The sequence below is a fragment of the Bradyrhizobium sp. USDA 241 genome, assembly GCF_049739505.1.
GTDB lineage: Bacteria > Pseudomonadota > Alphaproteobacteria > Rhizobiales > Xanthobacteraceae > Bradyrhizobium > Bradyrhizobium liaoningense.
The window spans coordinates 3,770,159-3,790,735 of record NZ_JBMGPZ010000005.1; the positions used below are offsets into that span (position 1 = coordinate 3,770,159).

The 20,577-nt window shown below is 65.4% G+C and carries 16 protein-coding genes and 1 pseudogene; 12 read left to right on the top strand and 5 right to left on the bottom strand.

Annotated features, from left to right (window positions below; all coding sequences use genetic code 11):
* Window positions 1–7 precede the first annotated feature (7 nt).
* The 4 genes from trpD to ABIF91_RS40145 all read left to right on the top strand — a co-directional run bounded on the left by trpD (window position 8) and on the right by ABIF91_RS40145 (window position 5,297).
* On the top strand, window positions 8–1,021 hold the full coding sequence (trpD, locus tag ABIF91_RS40130) for an anthranilate phosphoribosyltransferase (RefSeq protein WP_028177613.1): 1,014 nt from the start codon (window positions 8–10) through the stop codon (window positions 1,019–1,021).
* A gap of 7 nt (window positions 1,022–1,028) precedes the next feature.
* Window positions 1,029–1,838 (top strand): indole-3-glycerol phosphate synthase TrpC, encoded by an 810-nt coding sequence (gene trpC, locus ABIF91_RS40135; protein WP_028177614.1) that lies wholly within the window; start codon window positions 1,029–1,031, stop codon window positions 1,836–1,838.
* Between the two features lies 1 nt (window position 1,839).
* Complete coding sequence (gene moaC, locus ABIF91_RS40140) at window positions 1,840–2,388, top strand: cyclic pyranopterin monophosphate synthase MoaC (protein ID WP_028177615.1); 549 nt, start codon at window positions 1,840–1,842, stop codon at window positions 2,386–2,388.
* Window positions 2,389–2,564: 176 nt separating this feature from the next.
* Window positions 2,565–5,297, top strand: coding sequence for a bifunctional diguanylate cyclase/phosphodiesterase (locus ABIF91_RS40145; protein ID WP_028177616.1), 2,733 nt, complete (start codon window positions 2,565–2,567; stop codon window positions 5,295–5,297).
* A gap of 118 nt (window positions 5,298–5,415) precedes the next feature.
* Here the strand turns inward: ABIF91_RS40145 and ABIF91_RS40150 are convergent, their stop codons facing one another.
* Window positions 5,416–6,753 carry a S41 family peptidase gene (locus tag ABIF91_RS40150; protein WP_035671956.1) on the bottom strand — a complete coding sequence of 446 codons (1,338 nt, stop codon included), beginning with the start codon at window positions 6,751–6,753 and terminating at the stop codon, window positions 5,416–5,418.
* A 305-nt stretch (window positions 6,754–7,058) separates the two neighbouring features.
* Here ABIF91_RS40150 and ABIF91_RS40155 point away from each other — a divergent pair, with 305 nt between their 5' ends.
* The 6 genes from ABIF91_RS40155 to ABIF91_RS40180 all read left to right on the top strand — a co-directional run bounded on the left by ABIF91_RS40155 (window position 7,059) and on the right by ABIF91_RS40180 (window position 12,439).
* Window positions 7,059–8,192 (top strand): alpha-hydroxy acid oxidase, encoded by a 1,134-nt coding sequence (locus tag ABIF91_RS40155; RefSeq protein WP_028177618.1) that lies wholly within the window; start codon window positions 7,059–7,061, stop codon window positions 8,190–8,192.
* A gap of 29 nt (window positions 8,193–8,221) precedes the next feature.
* Window positions 8,222–8,845, top strand: coding sequence for an HAD family hydrolase (locus tag ABIF91_RS40160; RefSeq protein WP_028177619.1), 624 nt, complete (start codon window positions 8,222–8,224; stop codon window positions 8,843–8,845).
* A 170-nt stretch (window positions 8,846–9,015) separates the two neighbouring features.
* Window positions 9,016–9,222 (top strand): hypothetical protein, encoded by a 207-nt coding sequence (locus tag ABIF91_RS40165; RefSeq protein WP_035671950.1) that lies wholly within the window; start codon window positions 9,016–9,018, stop codon window positions 9,220–9,222.
* A gap of 208 nt (window positions 9,223–9,430) precedes the next feature.
* Entirely contained in the window at window positions 9,431–10,642 is a 1,212-nt protein-coding gene (glp, locus tag ABIF91_RS40170) for a gephyrin-like molybdotransferase Glp (protein ID WP_028177621.1), read from the top strand.
* Window positions 10,643–10,818: 176 nt separating this feature from the next.
* Entirely contained in the window at window positions 10,819–11,520 is a 702-nt protein-coding gene (gene lexA / locus ABIF91_RS40175) for a transcriptional repressor LexA (RefSeq protein WP_028177622.1), read from the top strand.
* 484 nt (window positions 11,521–12,004) lie between these two features.
* Complete coding sequence (locus tag ABIF91_RS40180) at window positions 12,005–12,439, top strand: hypothetical protein (protein ID WP_027574385.1); 435 nt, start codon at window positions 12,005–12,007, stop codon at window positions 12,437–12,439.
* A gap of 150 nt (window positions 12,440–12,589) precedes the next feature.
* Here the strand turns inward: ABIF91_RS40180 and ABIF91_RS40185 are convergent.
* The 4 genes and pseudogenes from ABIF91_RS40185 to ABIF91_RS40200 all read right to left on the bottom strand — a co-directional run.
* Window positions 12,590–14,847 (bottom strand): annotated as a pseudogene (locus ABIF91_RS40185) (ComEC/Rec2 family competence protein); the annotation flags it as partial.
* 94 nt (window positions 14,848–14,941) lie between these two features.
* Complete coding sequence (locus tag ABIF91_RS40190; protein WP_024341296.1) at window positions 14,942–15,175, bottom strand: DUF2171 domain-containing protein; 234 nt, start codon at window positions 15,173–15,175, stop codon at window positions 14,942–14,944.
* Window positions 15,176–15,358: 183 nt separating this feature from the next.
* Window positions 15,359–15,745, bottom strand: a complete 387-nt coding sequence (locus ABIF91_RS40195) for a YybH family protein (protein WP_028177623.1) — start codon at window positions 15,743–15,745, stop codon at window positions 15,359–15,361.
* A gap of 6 nt (window positions 15,746–15,751) precedes the next feature.
* Window positions 15,752–17,428: a glutamine--tRNA ligase/YqeY domain fusion protein gene (locus ABIF91_RS40200; protein ID WP_028177624.1), complete on the bottom strand. Its 1,677-nt coding sequence runs from the start codon at window positions 17,426–17,428 to the stop codon at window positions 15,752–15,754.
* A gap of 143 nt (window positions 17,429–17,571) precedes the next feature.
* Between ABIF91_RS40200 and gltX the strand changes: the two genes are divergently transcribed.
* Window positions 17,572–18,996: a glutamate--tRNA ligase gene (gltX, locus tag ABIF91_RS40205; protein ID WP_028177625.1), complete on the top strand. Its 1,425-nt coding sequence runs from the start codon at window positions 17,572–17,574 to the stop codon at window positions 18,994–18,996.
* Window positions 18,997–19,140: 144 nt separating this feature from the next.
* Window positions 19,141–20,445, top strand: coding sequence for a citrate synthase (gene gltA, locus ABIF91_RS40210; RefSeq protein ID WP_028177626.1), 1,305 nt, complete (start codon window positions 19,141–19,143; stop codon window positions 20,443–20,445).
* The last annotated feature ends 132 nt before the right edge of the window (window positions 20,446–20,577 follow it).

Below are 20,577 nucleotides of genomic sequence, written 5' to 3' on the forward strand. Positions count from 1 at the left end.
GCACGCGATGGACGACCTGAAATCGATCATTGGAAAAGTGGCGACCGGCGCCAGCCTGTCGCGTGACGAAGCCGCTTCCGCCTTCGACGCCATGATGTCGGGCGAGGCCACGCCGTCGCAGATGGGCGGCCTGTTGATGGCACTGCGCGTGCGCGGTGAGACCGTGGATGAGATCACGGGGGCCGTTTCCGCGATGCGCTCCAAGATGCTGACCGTGGCGGCGCCGCCCGAAGCCGTCGACATCGTCGGCACCGGCGGCGACGGCTCCGGCTCGGTCAACGTCTCGACCTGCGCCTCCTTCATCGTCTCGGGCGCCGGCGTGCCGGTCGCCAAGCACGGCAACCGCGCGCTGTCGTCGCGCTCGGGCGCCGCCGACGTGCTGGCCTCGCTCGGGGTGAAGATCGACCTGAAGCCGGAGCAGGTCGGACGCTGCGTGCGCGAATGCGGCATCGGCTTCATGTTCGCTCCCGCCCACCACCCCGCGATGAAGAACGTCGGCCCGACCCGGGTCGAGCTTGCCACGCGCACGATCTTCAACCTGCTCGGCCCCCTGTCCAATCCGGCCGGCGTGAAGCGGCAGATGGTCGGCGTGTTCTCCAGGCAATGGGTGCAGCCGCTGGCGCAGGTTCTGAAGAACCTCGGCTCGGAATCCGCCTGGGTCGTGCACGGCTCCGACGGCCTCGACGAGATCACCCTCACCGGCCCGACCTTCGTCTCCGCGCTCCACAATGGCGAGATCCGGAATTTCGAGGTGACGCCCGAGGAGGCCGGACTGTCGCGTTGCGAGGCCGGCGCGCTCAGGGGCGGTGACGCCGATGCCAATGCGATCGCGCTGCAAAGCGTGCTCGACGGCAAGCCGAGCCCCTATCGTGACGTCGCGCTGATCAACGCCGCCGCCGCGCTGGTCGTGGCCGGCCGCGCCAAGGACCTCAAGGAGGGCGTCGCGATCGGCGCCCGCTCAATCGACAGCGGCGCGGCCAACGCGAAGCTGAAGCACTTGGTCGCAGTCTCCAACAGCTGAACCGCGCATGCCCGACATCCTGACCAAGATCGAGACCTATAAGCGCGAGGAGATCGCGGCAGCGAAGCGGACGCGTCCGCTCTCCGCCGTGGAGGCGCAAGCCAAGGCCGCATCCGCGCCGCGTGGTTTCCTCCGCGCGATCAAGAGCAAGGTTGCCAACGGCGACTACGCGCTGATCGCCGAGATCAAGAAGGCCTCGCCCTCCAAGGGTCTCATCCGCGCCGATTTCGACCCGCCGGCACTCGCAAGAGCCTATGAGGCGGGCGGCGCGGCCTGTCTGTCGGTGCTGACGGATACGCCCTCGTTCCAGGGCCATCTCGACTTCCTGGTGGCGGCGCGCGCGGCAACGTCGCTGCCGGTGCTGCGCAAGGATTTCATGTTCGACACCTATCAGGTCGTCGAGGCGCGCGCGCACGGCGCCGACTGCATCCTGATCATCATGGCGGCGCTCGATGATGCCGCCGCGAGGGATATCGAAGACGCCGCCGTCGCCTATGGCATGGATGTCCTGATCGAGATCCATGACCGCGCCGAGCTCGAGCGGGCGCTGAAGCTGCGGTCGCCGATGATCGGCGTCAACAACCGCAACCTGCGCACATTTGAGACCACGCTTGCGACCAGCGAGACACTGGCGCCGTTGATCCCTCGGGACCGGCTGATGGTCGGCGAGAGCGGTATCTTCACGCCAGAAGATCTCGCCCGGCTCGAGCGCGTCGGCATAGCGACGTTCCTCGTCGGTGAAAGCCTGATGCGGCAGGCCGACGTCGCTGCGGCGACGCGCGCGCTGCTCGCGCGCAACACGACGGGCACGCGCTGATATGGCGCGCAAGCCAGCCAAGACGAAGCCAGCCAAGTCGAAGCCAGCCAAGACGAAGCCGGCCAAATCCAAGGCCGGCCCTGCCCTCACCCATATCGGCGCCTCCGGCGAGGCGCGGATGGTCGACGTCTCGGACAAGCCCGCGACCGAGCGGCTTGCTGTCGCGGAAGGCCGCGTCGTCATGACCAGGGCGACGCTGGACCTGATCGTGTCGGGCAACGCCAAGAAAGGCGACGTGCTCGGCACCGCGCGCATCGCCGGCATCATGGCCGCCAAGCGCACATCGGAGCTGATCCCGCTCTGCCATCCGCTCGCGCTGTCGAAAGTGACGGTCGATATCGAGCCTGACGTGACATTGCCGGGCTGCCTCGTTCGGGCCAGCGTGAAGGTGACGGGCCCGACCGGCGTCGAGATGGAGGCCCTCACGGCCGTCTCGGTCGCCTGCCTCACCATCTACGACATGATCAAGGCGGTCGAGCGCGGCGTGCGCATCGAAGACATCCACCTGGTCGAGAAGCTCGGCGGCAAATCCGGCCACTACCGCGCCTGAAACCGCTTGCTTCGGCGAACCGCCTCTCGCGCGGGGCACATCGCTTGCTTTTGAGCGCGGCCTTTCATGTTGCGTTAACCGCGCTTGCTAACTTTGCCTCCACACCGTTCCCGTAAACCAACGGATGTTTCCAGGGCCAAGAACTGATCCTGAGGTGTGCCCGGCAATGATCCTGCATGATGACGAAATTCGGCAGTCGCCTCTTTGACCAAGCCTTCGTGCGCGGCGGACCGATCCGCTGGCTGGTGGTGGGCGGCACGCTGCTGATCGCGGCCATCGCCATCGGCTCTGTCCTGATGGCGCAGAATTTCCGCGAGCGGGCGCTGCGCAACTCCGGCCGCGAACTGGAAAACACCGTGCTGCTGCTCGCGCATCATTTCGATCAGCAGTTGCAGGATTTCGCGGTCATCCAGAAGGATTTCGTCGACCACGTCCGCTCGAGCGGAATCACGACCGGGGAAGACTATCGCAAGCGCCTTTCGGGCGAGGACGTCCACCGGATGCTGCGGTCGAAGATCGAGGCGCTGCCCTACATCGGCGGCGTCAACGTCACCGATGCCGAAGGCAATCTGATCAATTCGTCGACGGCATGGCCAGCTCCCAAGGTGAATGTGGCCGATCGCGCCTACTTCCGCACGTTCAAATACGATCCCTTTTCGCCTGATGTCCTGATCGAGCCGCTGCATAGCCGCGTCTCGGGCGCATGGACCATCCTGGTGGCCCGGAAGATCGTCGGGCCAAGCGGCGAGTTCCTCGGCGTCGTCGGACGCGGGATCGAACCAGCCAACTTTGAAAAATTCTTCGCCTCCGTCGTGCTCGGCGACGGCGCGACGATCTCGATGCTGCATCGCGACGGCACGCTGCTCGCCCGCTATCCCCATTCCAGCGAATTGATGGGACGTAATTTCAAGACCGGTTCGTTCGCCCATCAGAGGATTTTCGGCCTCGATCACTTCGCCGGACGTTTCACGAGCCCCGTCGACGGCGAGGACCGGCTGATCTCTGCGCGTGCCCTGCCGCACTTCCCGATCCTGATGATGGCCAGCACGACGCGGGCGGCGGCCCTGGCTGACTGGCGCGAGCAGATCGGCATCCTGATCTCGGTCGCCGCCTCTTCCGCCCTCGCCATCGCAGGCGTGCTGATTGCGATCGTGCGCAAGCTGCTGGAGCAGCACCGCCTTTCGCGCGAACGGCTGACTCTGGAGAAGCAGCGGCTCGACCGCGCCGTCAACAACATGACGCAGGGCCTCCTGCTGTTCGACGCCGAGCAGCGACTCGTGGTCTGCAACCAGCGCTACATCGAGATGTACGGATTGTCGGCCGAGATCGTGAAGCCCGGTTCCAGCTTCCACGACATCATCGCCCATCGCAGGGCAACCGGCTCGTTCACCGGCGACGTCGACGCTTATGTCGCGCTCGTGCTGAAGGACATCCATATCCGCAATTCCATGGTGGTCGATACTTCCGACGGCCGCTCGATCCACATCCTCAACGAACCGCTTGCGGATGGCGGCTGGGTCGCGACCCATGAGGACATCACGGAGCGCCGTCGCATCGAGGAGCGCATCACCCACCTCGCCCATTACGACGCGCTGACGGACCTGCCCAACCGCACCATGTTCCACGAGCATCTGCGCGAAACGCTGGCCGCGGTCCGCGACGGCGAACAGATCGCGGTGCATTACATCGACATCGACGAGTTCAAGGGCGTCAACGACGCGCTCGGCCATCTCGTCGGCGACGAGCTGTTGAAATCTGTAGCCGCGAACCTCCAGCGCTGTACAGGCCCGGCGGACTTCGTGACGCGACTCGGTGGCGACGAATTCGCCATCGTGCAGAGCGCGGTGACGTCGCCGGACCAGGTCGACGAGCTCGTCGCGCGGGTCTTCGAAGCCATCCGCACGCCGTTCGACTGCATGGGCCATCATCTCACCACCGATGCCAGCATCGGCATTGCGCTTGCGCCGGAACACGGAACGGTGCTGGACCAGATCCTCAAGAATGCGGACATGGCGATGTACGCGGCGAAGTCCGCCGGACGCCGCACCTACCGCTTCTTCGAGCCGGACATGGACGCCAGGGTCCGCGAGCGCCGCCAGCTCGAGAGCGACCTGCGCCACGCCATCGCCCAAGGGGGGTTCGAAGGCGGGCTCGAGGTTCATTACCAGCCCTGCCTCGGCCTGAAGGATGACCGCATCACCGGCTGCGAGGCATTGGTGCGCTGGCGTCATCCCGAGCGCGGCATGGTCTCGCCGGCTGAATTCATCCCGATCGCCGAGGACACCGGCCTGATCAACGAGATCGGCGAATGGGTGCTGGCGACCGCCTGCCGGGACGCGGCCACCTGGCCCGACGACATCCGCCTCGCCGTCAACGTCTCGCCGGTGCAGTTCAAGAGCGGCACGCTGGCGCTGAAGATCATGGCGGCGCTCGCTGCGTCGAACCTGCCGGCGAGCCGGCTCGAGCTCGAAATCACCGAAGCAGTCCTGATCCGCGACGACGACGCCGCGCTCGCGATCCTGCACCAGCTCCGTGCCATCGGCGTCCGCATCGCGCTCGACGATTTCGGCACCGGCTACTCATCCCTGAGCTATCTGCACCGTTTCCCCTTCGACAAGATCAAGATCGACCGCTGCTTCGTCGACGACATCGCGCGCCCCGACGGCTCCGCCAGCATCGTTCAGGCCGTCGTCAACCTGGCGACCTCCCGCCGCATGACCACCACGGCCGAGGGCGTCGAGACCGAGGAGCAGCGGCGTCTGCTTCGGACGCTCGGCTGCTCCGAGATGCAGGGTTATCTGTTCAGCGCCGCCAAGCCGGCCGACAAGATGCTGGAGCTGTTCGCGCTGCATCGCAGCCGGCTTGCCCGGCGCGAAGGCAGTGAGGGCCGCCGCCGCGAGGCCGGTTAGGCCCAAATGTAGCCGATGAAGCTATCCGGGCTAGGGACCACCGAGACAGCACCGCAAACGAATTCGCCCGGAAGTGGTCATCCACTCCCGGGCGATCCGTATCTGGAGGTCGTCAGATCTAGTTCGGAACCGCAGCCTTCGACGCGGGCTTCGAAGCGACGGCATTCGCGGTCACGCCGTGGAGGAAGTCATAGGCAGCATGCAGCGCCTTGTCGTCCTTCTCTTCCGGCGGGACATAGGACTGCGATCCGGTCTGCTCGGTGCCGTCGGCGGCTTGCAGATGGCCGCGCATCTGGGATTCCGCCATGGTGTCCATCCGGCCCTTCAGCTCGGGCGGCACGTCCTGCAGGATCTCGATGTCGGGCGCGATGCCCTGGGCCTGGATCGAGCGGCCCGACGGCGTGTAGTAGCGCGCCGTGGTCAGCGCCAGCGCGCCGTTGCCGGAGCCGAGCGGAATGATGGTCTGCACCGAGCCCTTGCCGAACGAGCGCGTGCCGATCAGCGTCGCGCGCTTGTGGTCGTGCAGCGCGCCGGCCACGATCTCAGAGGCCGAGGCCGATCCGCCGTTGATCAGGACCACGAGCGGCTTGCCCTTGGTGAGATCGCCGCCATGCGCGGTGAAACGCTGAGTCTCTTCCGGATTGCGGCCGCGGGTCGAGACGACCTCGCCCCGCTGCAGGAAGGCGCTCGACACCGACACGGCCTGATCGAGCAGTCCGCCCGGATTGTTGCGCAGATCCATCACGTAGCCTGCGAGCTTCTCCGCCGGGACCTGCCGGGAGATCGACGCGATCGCCTTCTTCAGTCCGTCGGTGGTCTGCTCGTTGAAAGAGGTGACGCGGATATAGCCGATGTCGCCGTTCTCGACGTGGAAGCGCACCGGGCGCACATGGATGATTTCGCGCGTGATCGAAACGTCGAGCGGCGCGTCGGCGCCCTTGCGCACGATGGTGAGCTTGGTCTTGGTATCGACCGGGCCCTTCATCTTGTTGACGGCCTGCTCGAGCGTCATGCCCTGCACCGCCTCGCCGTCGATCTTGCTGATGAGATCGCCGGACATGATGCCGGCCTTCGAGGCCGGCGTGTCGTCGATCGGCGAGACCACCTTGACGAGGCCATCCTCCATGGTGACCTCGATGCCGAGCCCGCCGAACTCGCCGGAGGTGGTCTCCTGCATCTCGGTCCAGGCCTTGGCGTTCATGTAGCGCGAGTGCGGATCGAGCGAGGTCACCATGCCGGTGATCGCGCCCTCGATCAGCTTGGCGTTATCGGGCTTCTCGACATAGCTGGCCTTGACCCGCTCGAACACCGCGCCGAATAAATTGAGCTGGGAATAGGCATCGTCCGCGGTCGCTGCTGCCCGCGCCGCCCATACTCCGCTGTGCGGGCCGGCTACCAGAAGAGTCAGACACGCTCCGGTGAGCGCGCCGAGGGGGAACAGCAGGGTTTTCCGCATGGATGACGTAGCCTTTTGCTTGGCGGTTCTCTTCGGGTTGGGAGCGCCATGCAAATGGCGATCCAGCCCACTTCTCACAATACCATTCCGGTTTCTTCAAGGCCGGGATGCCACGCTGGCGGGTATACCGAAGAAATCCCTTCGCCTTGGACTAAACTTTTGGCAACGTTCCGAAACTGCTTCGCGCAAAGCGGGAAACCGGTCGGGCCGCCCCTGCCTCGCAGCTATGCGATTTTAGGATGGTTTTCGAGGGCCGGACGCAATAGGCGATGGCGATAAGACTTCAAATTCTCGGGAGGACAACAATGAACGAAGCGCCCCGCATCCGGCCGGAAAGGAACGTCGAGCTCGGCGCCAGCAACGAGACGTTCCAGAACCTGCACGAGTTCATCCGGAAAGCGCGCGCCAACCTGAACCAGAACGCCTGGGACTACATCGTCGGTGCGGCCGAGACCGAGACCACGATGCGCCGCAACCGCATGGCGCTGGACGAGATCGCCTTCCGCCCCCGCGTGCTGCGCGATGTCCGCAAGGTCGACGGAGGGGTCGATCAATTCGGCCGCAGGATGCGCCTGCCGGTGGTGCTCGCCCCGGTCGGCGCCCTCGAGATCTTCGATCCGGATGGCGCGGCAAGCGTGGCACGCGCCGCCGGCACTTTCGGTGCGGCGCACATGCTGAGCTCGGTGTCCGAGCCAGGACTGGAGAAGACCGCCGAAGCCGCGCCCGACGCGCTGCGCCTCTATCAGCTTTATGTCCGCGGCGACGATGCCTTCGTCGCCGATGTCGTCAGCCGGGCCGAGAAGAACGCCTATGCCGCCTTCTGCCTGACCGTCGACACCGCCCATTACAGCCGTCGTGAACGCGACATCGCCAAGCGCTACGTTCGCGAGAGCCGCCTGCGCGCCACCGGAGGCGATTTCCAGAAGGGCCTGGAGTGGCGGACCGTGAAGATGATCAAGGACAAGTTCAAAATACCGCTGATCCTCAAGGGCATTGCCACGGCAGAGGACGCGCTGATCGCGCTCGATCACGGCGTCGAGTGGATTTACGTCTCCAACCATGGCGGCCGCCAGCTCGACCACGGCCGCGGCGCCATGCATGTGCTGCCCGAGATTGTCGATGCCGTGAAGGGCCGCGCCAAGATCATGGTCGACGGCGGCTTCGGCCGCGGCACCGACATCGTCAAGGCGATCGCGGCGGGCGCGGACCTTGTCGGCATCGGCCGGCTGCAGTGCTGGGCGCTGGCGGCGGCAGGCGAAGCCGGTGTCACACGGATGCTGGAGCTGCTCGAGGACGAGGTGCTGCGCTGCCTTGGCCTCCTGGGCGCCACTACATTCGCCGAGGTCGACAAATCCTGCCTGCATCCGGCGACCGCCACCAACGCGCCCAGCGTGTTCAGCGCATTCCCGCTGTTCGACCATGAGCCCTATCGCTACTGACTTGCCGATACTGAAGTGAAAAGGACGCAATGACATCGCTCTCTCCCGGCAGCGCGGATGCGCTTCTGTTCGACCTCGGGCGCGTGGTGCTCGATATCGACTTCTCCAAGGCGATCGCCTGCTGGGCGGGACATGCCGGCTGCCAGCCCGAGGCCATCGTCGCGCGCTATGTGCGCGACGAGGCCTACCGGCTGCACGAGATGGGCAAGATCAGCGACGAGGACTATTTCGCCTCGCTGCGTGCGTCACTCGGAATCGGCATCTCGGACGCGCAGTTCCTGGAAGGCTGGAACGCGATCTTCGCAGGCGAGATGCCCGACATCGCCGAACTGTTGCCGCGCGCGGCGAAGCAGATGCCGCTCTACGCCTTCTCCAACACCAATCGGCCGCACGTGGACTATTTCTCGAAGGAATATGCCGGCGTGCTCGGCCATTTCCGCGAGCTGTATCTGTCGTCCAGCATCGGCCTGCGCAAACCGGACGCGGAGGCGTTCGACCACGTCGTCGCCGCGATCGGCGTGCCGGCGGAGCGCATCGTATTCTTCGACGACCTCGCCGAGAACATCGAGGGCGCGCGGGCGCGCGGTTTGAACGCCGTGCACGTGACGTCGCCGGGCGACGTCGGGAACGCGTTGAGGGCACTTGGCATCTAAATGCCAGGCAGTCGCCGCGACAGGTCATGCCCTCGGTTCCCGGAGCCAAATTGCGGAAGAGAAGATGAGGAACCCAACCCCTTTGTGCATTTTTGTACGGAGTTCCGGGAACGGAGTACCACCCTTCGGACTCATGAGTCCGTTGGGATTTCTACATCGGACGGATCGACGTGCTGGGCAAAACCTATCTCACCAAGCAGGCCTCACTCCTGCTCGAATTCGCCAGAACCACCTCGGATTCTGACCTTTCCGCCAAGCTGATCAGCAAGGCGGCCGACCTGAAGTCCCTGGCCGATCCGCTGCCCGACAAGGATCAAGGTCCCAAAGCTCCCGACGTGGCACCGGACGACGGCCCGGACCGTCCGAGCGGGAGTTGACCGATGCCGGCCGTGGCGCTCGTTCTTCTCGTGCTCGCCATGGCCGTCCTCGTGCCGGTCGGTCTTGCCTTCCAGATCATGCCGCGGCGGACTTGAGCTCCCTCCTCCACGACGGAAATCACGCCGGATAAATCATTCTGCGTGCTGCTTTGCCTCGCGCGTGCACTCGGCTAGAACTCTCGCCAACGATTTGCAGGAGTTTCCGCCCGTGGCCCTGATGCCGGTTTCTGACGCGCTCGCCGCGGTGCTGGCGGATGCAGAGCCGCTGGCTGAAGAGATGGTCTCCCTCAATGAGGCGTACCATCGCGTGCTGGCGCGCGACGTCGCGGCGCGGCGCACGCAGCCACCGCAGGCCATGTCGGCGATGGACGGCTATGCCGTGCGCGCGGCTGACGCGGCAACGGTCGATTCCAGGTTGGCACTGGTCGGCGAGGTCGCGGCGGGTCGTCCGTTCGCGGGAAGGGTCGGCCCCGGCGAAGCCGTGCGGATCTTCACCGGCGGCGTCGTTCCCGATGGCGCCGACGCGGTCGTGATCCAGGAGGATACGGTTGCCGACGGCAAGCAGATCACGATCAAGGAAGCCGCGATTCCCGGTCGGCACATTCGCCCCGCCGGCGTCGACTTCTCTGAGGGCGACGTGCTCCTACGCAGAGGAACTCGTCTCACCGAGCGCGATCTCGCGCTGGCTGCCGGAATGAATCACCCGCATCTCGCCGTCTGCCGCCGTCCGAGGGTCGCGATCCTCGCCACCGGCGACGAGCTGGTGATGCCCGGCACCACGCCCGGACACGGCCAGATCGTCTATTCCAATGGCTATGCCCTGCACGCGCTCGCCCGCAGCGAGGGCGCCGAGACCATCGACCTCGGCGTTGCCGCCGATACGCTGGAGGCCACTTCCGCCGGCATCCGTCGCGCCCGGGAGAGCGGCGCCGACATCCTGATCACGACCGGTGGTGCCTCGGTCGGCGACCACGATCTGGTCCAGCAGGCGCTCAAGGACGAAGGCATCTCGATGTCGTTCTGGAAGATCGCGATTCGGCCCGGCAAGCCGATGATGCACGGACGACTCGGCGCAATGCGCGTGATCGGCCTGCCCGGCAATCCCGTGTCGTCTTACGTGTGCGCCTTCCTGTTCATGGTGCCGCTGATTCGCGCGCTGTCGGGCCGTTCAGTGATTCATCATCGCCGCGAGCGCGCCGTGCTGGGCCGCGATCTCGATGCCAACGACCAGCGCGAGGACTATCTGCGTGCGCGCCTGAAACAGCGTGACGACGGCGCGTTCGTCGCCGTTCCCGTGAGCCATCAGGACTCCTCTCTGCTTGCGAATCTCGCTGCGGCGCAGGTACTTCTCGTGCGCGCACCGTTCGCGCCGAGGGCCGAGGCCGGCACGCCTTGCGAGGTGTTGCGCCTGCCCGCCTGAGCTGCACGGCCACACGCATCGCGCGAGCTTGGCTCTGTTCACCGTAAATTAAGCAGTTGCGGAACACATATCGAACATATAGTGTCCGTTCATGATTTGTTTCGAGGATGTAGCGGCTTATCGCTGACTTCCTCGTCTCGGACTCGAACGACATCAACCGGGGGACTTTGGTCGAGATGTTGACGCGCAAACAATACGAGCTTCTGCGATTCATCAGCGAACGTCTGAAGGAAAGCGGCGTGCCGCCGTCCTTCGACGAGATGAAGGATGCGCTCGACCTGCGCTCGAAGTCAGGCATCCATCGCCTGATCACTGCGCTCGAGGAGCGCGGCTTCATCCGCCGCCTGCCCAACCGCGCCCGCGCCATCGAGGTGATCAAGCTGCCCGAGCTGCAGGCCGCCGCCGGCAGTCGCCGCGGCTTCACGCCGAGCGTCATCGAGGGCAATCTCGGCAAGGTGCGCGCGACCTCCAGCCCGCCTGTGGACGAGGGCGAGCGTCCCGTCGCGGTGCCCGTGATGGGCCGCATCGCGGCCGGCACGCCGATCGAGGCGCTGCAGACCCGCAGCCACACCATCAGCGTGCCGCCCGACATGCTCGGCTCGGGCGAGCACTACGCGCTCGAGGTGCGCGGCGATTCGATGGTCGAGGCCGGCATCCTCGACGGCGACATGGCGCTGATCCAGCGCAACGAGAGCGCCGATACCGGCGACATCGTGGTAGCGCTGATCGACGACGAGGAAGCCACGCTCAAGCGCTTCCGCCGCCGCGGCGCCTCTATCGCGCTCGAGCCCGCCAATGCCGCCTATGAGGTCCGTATTCTTCCGCCGAACCGCGTGAAGATCCAGGGCAAGCTGATCGGGCTTTACCGCAAGTATTGAGCGGTCGTTCGATATCTATTGGAGCGGATCGCTATCCGCTCCGGCTGGATGGTTTTTCCGGTTCTGCTCAGATGGTCCGGCCCCCTCTTTCGGCGCCACATCCTCGACACGCCGCACAACGCATCATCGCGTCGCGGCCTGAGAGTGCGAAGGGACGTGATGCGCCAGACTTATCATGGACGATGTTGCGGCGCCGATCGCAGCATCGGCGACGTAAGCCACTGCCATACAATCGCACCGCCATTCGGCAAGCGAGCGGCAATACTCAGGCTGGTCGGCGCCCGCGAGGCACTGACACGCGCCTTCCGAATTCACAGGCGTCGGCTTTGTTCCTATCGAATCCGGGAAAGATAATGTGATCGCGGCTTGCGGACGCAGCCGCAGATTTGCCTACAACGAAGCAGAACGTTGCGTGCTTCCACCTGATAGAGGCCTGCGCCTCCAAAAGAGGTGCGGGTTGCTATCTTCGCATGAGGAGCACCCGATGTGTGACTACAGCCTGCATGCCGTCGCGACGCGCCCCGCCGAAGTCGGCGAGACGATCGTCACGACAACCTTCCGTGGCACCTCGACGCGCGGCTTCGCCTCCGAAGCCGATCTCTCCGTCGCGGTCTGCTTGCTGCCGGGAACGGAGCTCGCTTTCGCCGACAACGTCCGTTACGACAATCGCTGGATCTGGACGCGTACCGTGAACTCCCGCGTCGGCAAGTTCGGCAAGATCGACCCGCACATTCCCGATCGCCATCATGACGCGATCGAATTTCCCGACGGCAAATACGTGCTGGTGACACAGCTCGTCGAAGGCCAGCGCGCGACCGTGCTGCAACTGCCGGTGACCCAGCCGGTTGGCGAGCGCGAGCACAAGCCGCAGATCGTCGCCGACACGCGGTCCACAATCACGCGTCTGCCGATCGGCTGACGTCGTCGCCCCCGGCCGATGGTCGTGGGCCAGGAATGAAATGCCATCGCCGGCCGAGGCCGGCGAGATGGTATGGGTTGCGTCCTGCGAAATCCGGTCCGATCGACCTCCCCCGCATCGCTCCTCAATCGTCCGCCTGCAAGTCCGTCTGTCCGTCTCCGATGGCGTTGCGTCCCGGTTGCGGGGCACGGCCGTCTTCGGCGCAAGGCTGCCGTCGAAATCCCCCTCGCCGGCGCCGGCCGGCAGCCAGGGGCGGCTTGTGCCTCTCGCCCTCACCGCCCGAACCGAGAAGCCGTCACCGCTCTGCGTCAGAGCCAGCGCGCCCTGACTGGCGAGCCGTGGCCTGTCGACCACCATCGCCGCGCAATCGGGCGGCGTAGGCCGCGCCGTCACCACCAGCGCAGCGCGGCTGCAATCATCAGCCAGCGCCTCGCTGCGCAACGCCAACGCGACAAGCCGTCCGTCCGCGAGCGGCGTCACGCAGCCGGACTCGTCACACGAGACACCGTCGGCCAACGAGGCGCTGCCGGCATCGCGCGGATCGGCATCGGCAGCCAACCACTCCCTCAGCAGGAAGCCATCCTTGCTGGCGCGGATCACATGCAGCCGCCCGTCCCGGCCCCGCACGGCGACGCTCGCGCCATCCCCGGCAATCAGGATGTCGGGCTGCCGCACCGACATCGCCCAGAGGATCGCGGCAAGCAGCACCAGGGCACCGGACCAGCGCAGGGGCGTGCGCAACGCCCCATCACGATGATCCCGAGGCTCGCCGCGATCAGCGGCGCGATCCCGAACGCGGGAATGCGGCCGACGGCACCGGGCAGTGCCGCCACCCAGCGCGAGACCGCAACCATCCACTCGATGCCGATCCCCATCAGCCACCAGAACGCGCCGTCGAGCCCGAATGGCGCTGCGAGCAGCCCCAACAGCCCCGCCGGCATCACCAGCGCCGAGACCACCGGCATCGCGCCGAGATTGGCGAGCACGCCGTACGGCGTCACGCGGTGGAAGTGGAAGGCGGCATAGGGCGTGGTCGCAAGCCCCGCGATCAACGAGGCCAGGAACAGCATCGCGATCTCGCGGCCGCCCCACAGCGCGATGCGCGCCGTTGCGGAATGATCAGGCGATGCGAGCAGGTTCGGCATGCCGATCTGCACCAGCGCCACCAGCCCGAGCGTTGCCGCAAAGGACATCTGGAAACTCGGATGAACCAGCGCCTCGGGCGCGACGGCGAGCACGATCAGCGCGGCCACCGCCAGCGTCCGGAACGTGATGGCGCGGCGATCAACCATCACGGCGATCAAAACCACCGCCGTCATGAAGAATGATCTCTGCGTCGCGACCTCGGCGCCGGACAGCAGCAGGTAGAACGCAGCCGCAACAAGCGCAGCGGCCGCCGACCATTTCTTGATGGCGAAGCCGGCCGCCAGCCCCGGAATCAGCGCCAGCAGCGCGCGAACCGCGAAGAACACGACGCCGGCGACGACCGCCATGTGATAGCCGGAGATCGACAGCACATGGCCGAGCCCCGAGACGAACATCGCGTCGTTGACGGGCGCGGTGATCGCATCGCGCCGCCCCGTCAGCAGCGCGGTCGCGATCGCGCGATTATCGCCTTCGAGCGTCGCACGGATGCGGGCATCGATCGCATCGCGCAAGCCTTGCATGAAGGCCGCGTAGCGCAGCCGCGAGCCGACGGCATCCGGCGGCGGCGCGGCCGTGATCGCGCCCATCACGAAGCCGGAGGCGCCGATGCCCTGGAAGAACATGTCGCGCGAGAAATCGTAGCTGCCGGGGCGCACCGGCGAGATCGGCGGCAGCAGCCGCGCCTTCAATTGCACGAAGCTGCCGACCTCCGGTGCCGTCCCCTTGCGCACCGAAAGACGCACGCGGTCGAGCTTGACGTCACTGCGCTGCGCCTCCATCGCGCTGACGCGCAGCACGAGATCGGTGCGCTCGCGGATGTCGCGCGCCTCCACAAAGCCGGACAGCGCCACCGAATAAAGCGGCTTGGCGAGCACGGTGTGGGCGATGCGCGCCGTCTTCCAGGTCGCCATGGCAAAGCCGGCCGCGACTGCCGCGAGCATGATCACAGGAGCAAACAGCCGGCTCCGTCGCAGCAGGACCGCGCCAAGCGCGAGAACGGCCGCCGTCGCCACAACGACCCACAACACCGGCTCATGATCGGCGGCGAAATACAGCGCGATGCCGCCACCAAAGGCGACCGGCACCCAGGGCAGCAGCCGGCCAGGGCCGGCCTCAGCGCGGGCCCATTCGCGCAGCGTTTCGACGATAGCCGGCCAGACGCCAAGGCCCGCCGGCGCAAAGCCGCCGGCCGGTGCGGCGCGGCCGACCGGCCACGTCCCCGCAACTCCCTGGGAGCGCACTGGCCGGTTCGCCTCCGCCATTCCCCTGCACCTTACGATACGCGACGGGTGCGGAGGCTACCGGAACGTGCGACCGGCCGAATAGCGGTACAGATCAGGAACGGGCGTCGCGGCGCTACTTTTCCTCTTCCATCGTCACCGCGACCGAGGCCTTGGCCGACAGCCGGACCTTGTTGCCTTCGACGTCGGCAACGAGGCCCTTGTCGATGAAATGATGGTGACCCTTGTGGCTGCCCTCGCCGCTGTCCTTCTTGGTCAGCTTGATGCGGTTGCCCTCGACACGATCGACGGTGCCGACATGGACGCCGTCGGCGCCGATGACTTCCATATGCTCTGCGATGTTCTGCATGGCGGGATCCTTGTTTGGAATCTACCTCAACGCAGCAAGAGACCTCGGGTTCTTGTTCGGATGTCATTCCGGGGCGCGCCACTTGGCGCGAGCCCGGAATCCATAACCACGAGCTGGGGTTATGGATTCCGGGCCTGGCCCTTCGGGCCATCCCGGAATGACAAAACTGACGCAGATGGCCAATCAGATCAGGGGCGCCTGCGACGAGGCGTGATGATTGACGATCTTCCAGTCGCCGTCCTCGCGGATGAGGACCCAGCTCATCTTGACGACGAGATCGTCCCGCTCGCCGGCGAGATCGAACGCGATGGTCGCAGCCATGTTGATCAGATCGGAGCCGGTCTTCGCCGCCTGCACGTCGGAAAAGGCCGCGCTCGGCTTGCGCCACCGCGGCAGCCCGTTGAAATAATCGGCGACGCCGTCCCTGCCCCGATAGAGTTTGGGGTTGGAGCCGAAGAAGAACGCATCCTTCGCATAGAGCGACGACAGCGCCACGGCGTCGAGCTTGGCAAAGCCGGCGCACCATTTCGCGATGACGGCGGAAACGATGGCGTCTGCTTCGCTGCTCATTGCGCATCAACCTTTCGCGACTTCCTTCGCGAACGTGTCGCGCAGGCCGATGGTGCGCGAGAACACCGGTTTGCCGGAGGTCGAGTCCTTGTCACGTACGAAATAGCCCTGGCGCTCGAACTGCATCGGCGCGGTCGAATTGCTCTCCGCAACGGAAGCCTCGACCCGCGCATCGGACAGGATCTCCAGCGAGTTCGGATTGAGATCGGCCGCAAAGTTAGAGGCATCAGGGCTCGGATTTGCGAACAGCTGGTTGTAGATGCGGATCTCCGCCGGCGTCGAGGTCGCCGCCGGCAGCCAGTGCATGGTCGCCTTGACCTTGCGGCCGTCGGGCGCGTTGCCGCCCTTGGTCGCGGGATCGTAGGTGCAGCGCAGCTCCACCACTTCCCCCGCGTCGTTCTTGATCACGCCGGTGCACTTGACGAAATAGGCATAGCGCAGCCGCACCTCGGTGCCCGGCGACAGACGGAAGAACTTCTTCGGCGGGTTCTCCATGAAGTCGTCCTGCTCGATATAGAGCTCGCGGCCGAACGTGATCTTGCGCGTGCCGGCGCTAGCGTCGTCGGGATGGTTGATCGCCTCGAGCTCCTCGGTCTGCCCTTCCGGATAGTTCTCGATCACGACCTTCAGCGGCTTCAGCACCGCCATGCGGCGCTGCGCCGTGCGGTTCAGCTCCTCGCGGATGCAGAACTCCAGCATGCCGACGTCGACCACGCTGTTGGCCTTGGCGACCCCGATGCGCTTGACGAATTCGCGCAGCGCGGCCGGCGGCACGCCGCGGCGGCGCATGCCCGCCATGGTCGGCATGCGCGGATCGTCCCAGCCCGCGACATGGCCGTCGCGGACGAGCTGGGTCAGCACGCGCTTGGACAGCAGCGTGTAGGTCAGGTTCAGCCGCGCGAATTCATACTGGTGCGGTTTGGACGGCACCGGCAGCTTCTCGATGAACCAGTCGTAGAGCGGCCGGTGGTCCTCGAACTCCAGCGTGCAGATCGAATGCGTGATGCCCTCGATCGCATCCGACTGGCCATGCGCATAATCGTAGCTCGGATAGATGCTCCACTTGGTGCCGGTGCGCGGATGATGCGCATGCAGGATGCGGTACAGCACGGGGTCGCGCAGGTTGATGTTGCCCGCGGCCATGTCGATCTTGGCCCGCAGCACGCGCGCGCCGTTCGGGAATTCGCCGGCCTTCATGCGGCGGAACAGGTCGAGGTTCTCGTCCACGCTGCGGTCGCGGAACGGCGAGTTCTTGCCGGGCTCGGTCAGCGTGCCGCGCGAGAGGCGGATCTCCTCCTGGGTCTGGTCGTCGACATAGGCGAGCCCGTCGCGGATCAGCTGCTCCGCCCATTCGTACAGGCGGTCGAAATAATCCGAGGCGAAGAACAGGTTCTTGCCCCAGTCGAAGCCGAGCCAGCGCACGTCGGCCTGGATGGAATCGATATACTCCTGCTCCTCCTTGACCGGGTTGGTGTCGTCGAAGCGCAGATGGCAGCGGCCCGGAAACTCCTGGGCGATGCCGAAGTTGAGTGCGATCGACTTGGCGTGGCCGATGTGCAAATAGCCGTTCGGCTCCGGCGGGAACCGGGTCACGATCTCCTTGTATTTGCCCTGATCGAGGTCGGCCTGGATGATGTCACGAATGAAATCGCGCCCAACCTCAGTCGCCACCGGTTCTGTCATCACGAAAATCCTGTAGGGAAATCAGCGGCCCTTCTGCCAAATTCGCGTGGCTGAGCCAAGGCCTAGCATGTCCGCCGTCGGGCTTTAGTTATGCTCCGGTCCTGCTATACACCACCGCCTCCAATGCATAGGCCCTGCCAAGAATGACCGATTCCGTCGTCACCCGCTTCGCTCCCTCGCCGACCGGCTTCCTTCATATCGGGGGGGCCCGCACAGCGCTGTTCAACTGGCTTTATGCGAAGAAGCACGGCGGCAAGATGCTGCTTCGGATCGAGGACACCGACCGGGAGCGCTCCACCGAGGCCGCCATCGCCGCCATCCTCGACGGCCTGAAATGGCTGGAGCTCGGCTGGGACGGCGAGGTCATCTACCAGTTCGCCCGCGCCGCCCGCCACCGCGAGGTCGCCGAGCAGCTGCTGGCCGACGGCAAGGCCTACCGCTGCTACGCCACGGCCGAGGAGCTCGCCGCCATGCGCGAGAAGGCGCGCGCCGAGGGGCGCACCCGCCTCTATGACGGCATGTGGCGCGACCGCGATCCCGCGACGGCCCCCGCAGACGTGAAGCCCACCATCCGCCTGCGCGCGCCGCAGACTGGCGAGACCGTGATCGAGGACCAGGTCCAGGGACGCGTGGTCTGGCAGAACGAGAACCTTGACGATCTCGTCCTGCTCCGAGGCGACGGCAACCCGACCTATATGCTCGCCGTGGTGGTCGACGACCACGACATGGGCGTCACCCATGTGATCCGCGGCGACGACCATCTGATCAACGCCGCGCGCCAGAAGCAGATCTACGATGCGATGAGCTGGGCGCTGCCCAGCATGTCCCACATCCCGCTGATCCATGGCCCGGACGGCTCGAAACTGTCCAAGCGCCACGGCGCGCTCGGCGTCGATGCCTACCGCGCCATGGGATACCTGCCGGCTGCGCTGCGCAATTACCTCGTCCGGCTCGGCTGGAGTCATGGCGACCAGGAGATTTTCTCGACCGAGGAGATGATCGCGGCATTCGACCTCGCCAGCGTCGGCCGCGCCGCCGCCCGCTTCGATTTCGCCAAGCTGGAAAACCTCAACGGTCACTACATCCGTCACACCGACGATCAATCGCTCGTGAAGATGTTCGAGGACGTGCTCGACCACGTGCCCGGACGCAACGAGCTTAAGGCCAAGTTAAACGACACCACGCGCGCGCAGCTCCTAAAAGCCATGCCGGCCCTGAAGGAGCGCGCCAAGACGCTGATCGAGCTAATCGACGCCGCCCATTTCATCTTCGCCGACCGGCCACTGGAGCTCGATCCCAAGGCGCAAGCGTTGCTGACACCCGAGAACCGCAGGCTGATCGGCCAGCTTCATTCCGCGCTGGAGAAAGTCGAGACGTGGAGCGGCACCGCCACCGAAGCCGCGCTGCGCGCCTTTGCCGAGGAAAATAGTCTCAAGCTCGGCGCGGTTGCCCAGCCGCTGAGGGCGGCGCTCACCGGACGGACGACATCGCCTGGTATATTTGAGGTTTTGGACGTTCTGGGGCGCCAGGAAACCCTGGGCCGGCTCAAGGACCAGTCTACGACGTAAGTCGACCATGCGTGCGGCGATCTTGCAGCGCACATAGCAATAATATACCCATCTCCCCCGTACATTCTGGAACATCCGGCCTGCCCCCTCATCTGCCTAGGGGCCTCCGGCTTCGGCCCGTTTCACCACACATCGGGGACTACGATGGACGCAAAACCAAGCAACCAGACCGCCACGCTGACGGTAGGAAACAAGAACTACGAGCTTCCGATCCTCAGCGGCAGCGTCGGGCCCGATGTCGTCGATATCGGCAAGCTCTACGGCCAGTCCGGCCTGTTCACCTACGATCCGGGCTTCACGTCGACCGCGAGCTGCCAGTCCAAGATCACCTATATTGACGGCGACGCGGGCGTGCTGGAATACCGCGGCTACCCGATCGAGCAGCTCGCCGAGCATGGTGACTTCCTGGAGACCTGCTATCTCCTGCTCTACGGGAACCTGCCGACCGCCTCGCAGAAGAAGGATTTCGACCACCGCGTGACCCATCACACGATGGTGCACGAGCAGATGGCCCGCTTCTTCCAGGGCTTCCGCCGCGACGCCCATCCGATGGCGATCATGGTTGCGGCCGTCGGCGCGCTCGCCGCGTTCTATCACGACTCCACGGACATCAACGATCCGAAGCAGCGCATGATCGCCTCCATGCGCATGATCGCGAAGATCCCGACCCTGGCGGCGATGGCCTACAAGTACACGGTCGGCCAGCCCTTCATCTATCCGAAGAACTCTCTGGGCTTTGCCGAGAACTTCCTGAACATGTGCTTCGCGGTGCCCTGCGAGGATTACAAGGTGAGCCCCGTGCTCGCCGACGCGCTCGAGAAGATCTTCATCCTGCACGCCGACCACGAGCAGAACGCCTCGACCTCCACGGTGCGCATCGCCGGCTCCTCCGGCGCCAACCCGTTCGCCTGCATCGCGGCGGGCATCGCCTGCCTGTGGGGCCCGGCGCATGGCGGCGCCAACGAAGCCGCACTGAACATGCTCTATCAGATCGGCACGGTCGACAAGATCCCCGAGTTCATCGCCAAGGTGAAGGACAAGAACTCCGAGGTCCGCCTGATGGGCTTCGGTCACCGCGTCTACAAGAACTACGATCCGCGCGCCAAGATCATGCAGAAGATGTGTCACGCCGTGCTCAAGGAGACCGGCCATGGCGACGATCCGATGCTGAAGGTGGCAATGGAGCTCGAGAAGATCGCGCTCAGCGACCAGTACTTCATCGATCGCAAGCTCTACCCGAACGTCGACTTCTATTCGGGCATCACGCTGAAGGCGATGGGCTTCCCGGTCTCGATGTTCACCGTGCTGTTCGCGGTTGCCCGCACCGTCGGCTGGATCAGCCAGTGGAGCGAGATGATCGAGGATCCGCAGCAGAAGATCGGCCGTCCGCGCCAGCTCTACACCGGCGTCACCAAGCGCGATTACGTGCCGATCGGCGATCGCAAGTAAGTTCGGCCATCACGGCTTTCGAAACGGCGCCATCTCGCGATGGCGCCGTTTTTGTCTGTGGCGGTATCGTAGGGTGGGGCAAAGCGACTTGTCCCCCGTAGCTCGCAGAGCGAAGGCGGCAGCGTGCCCACC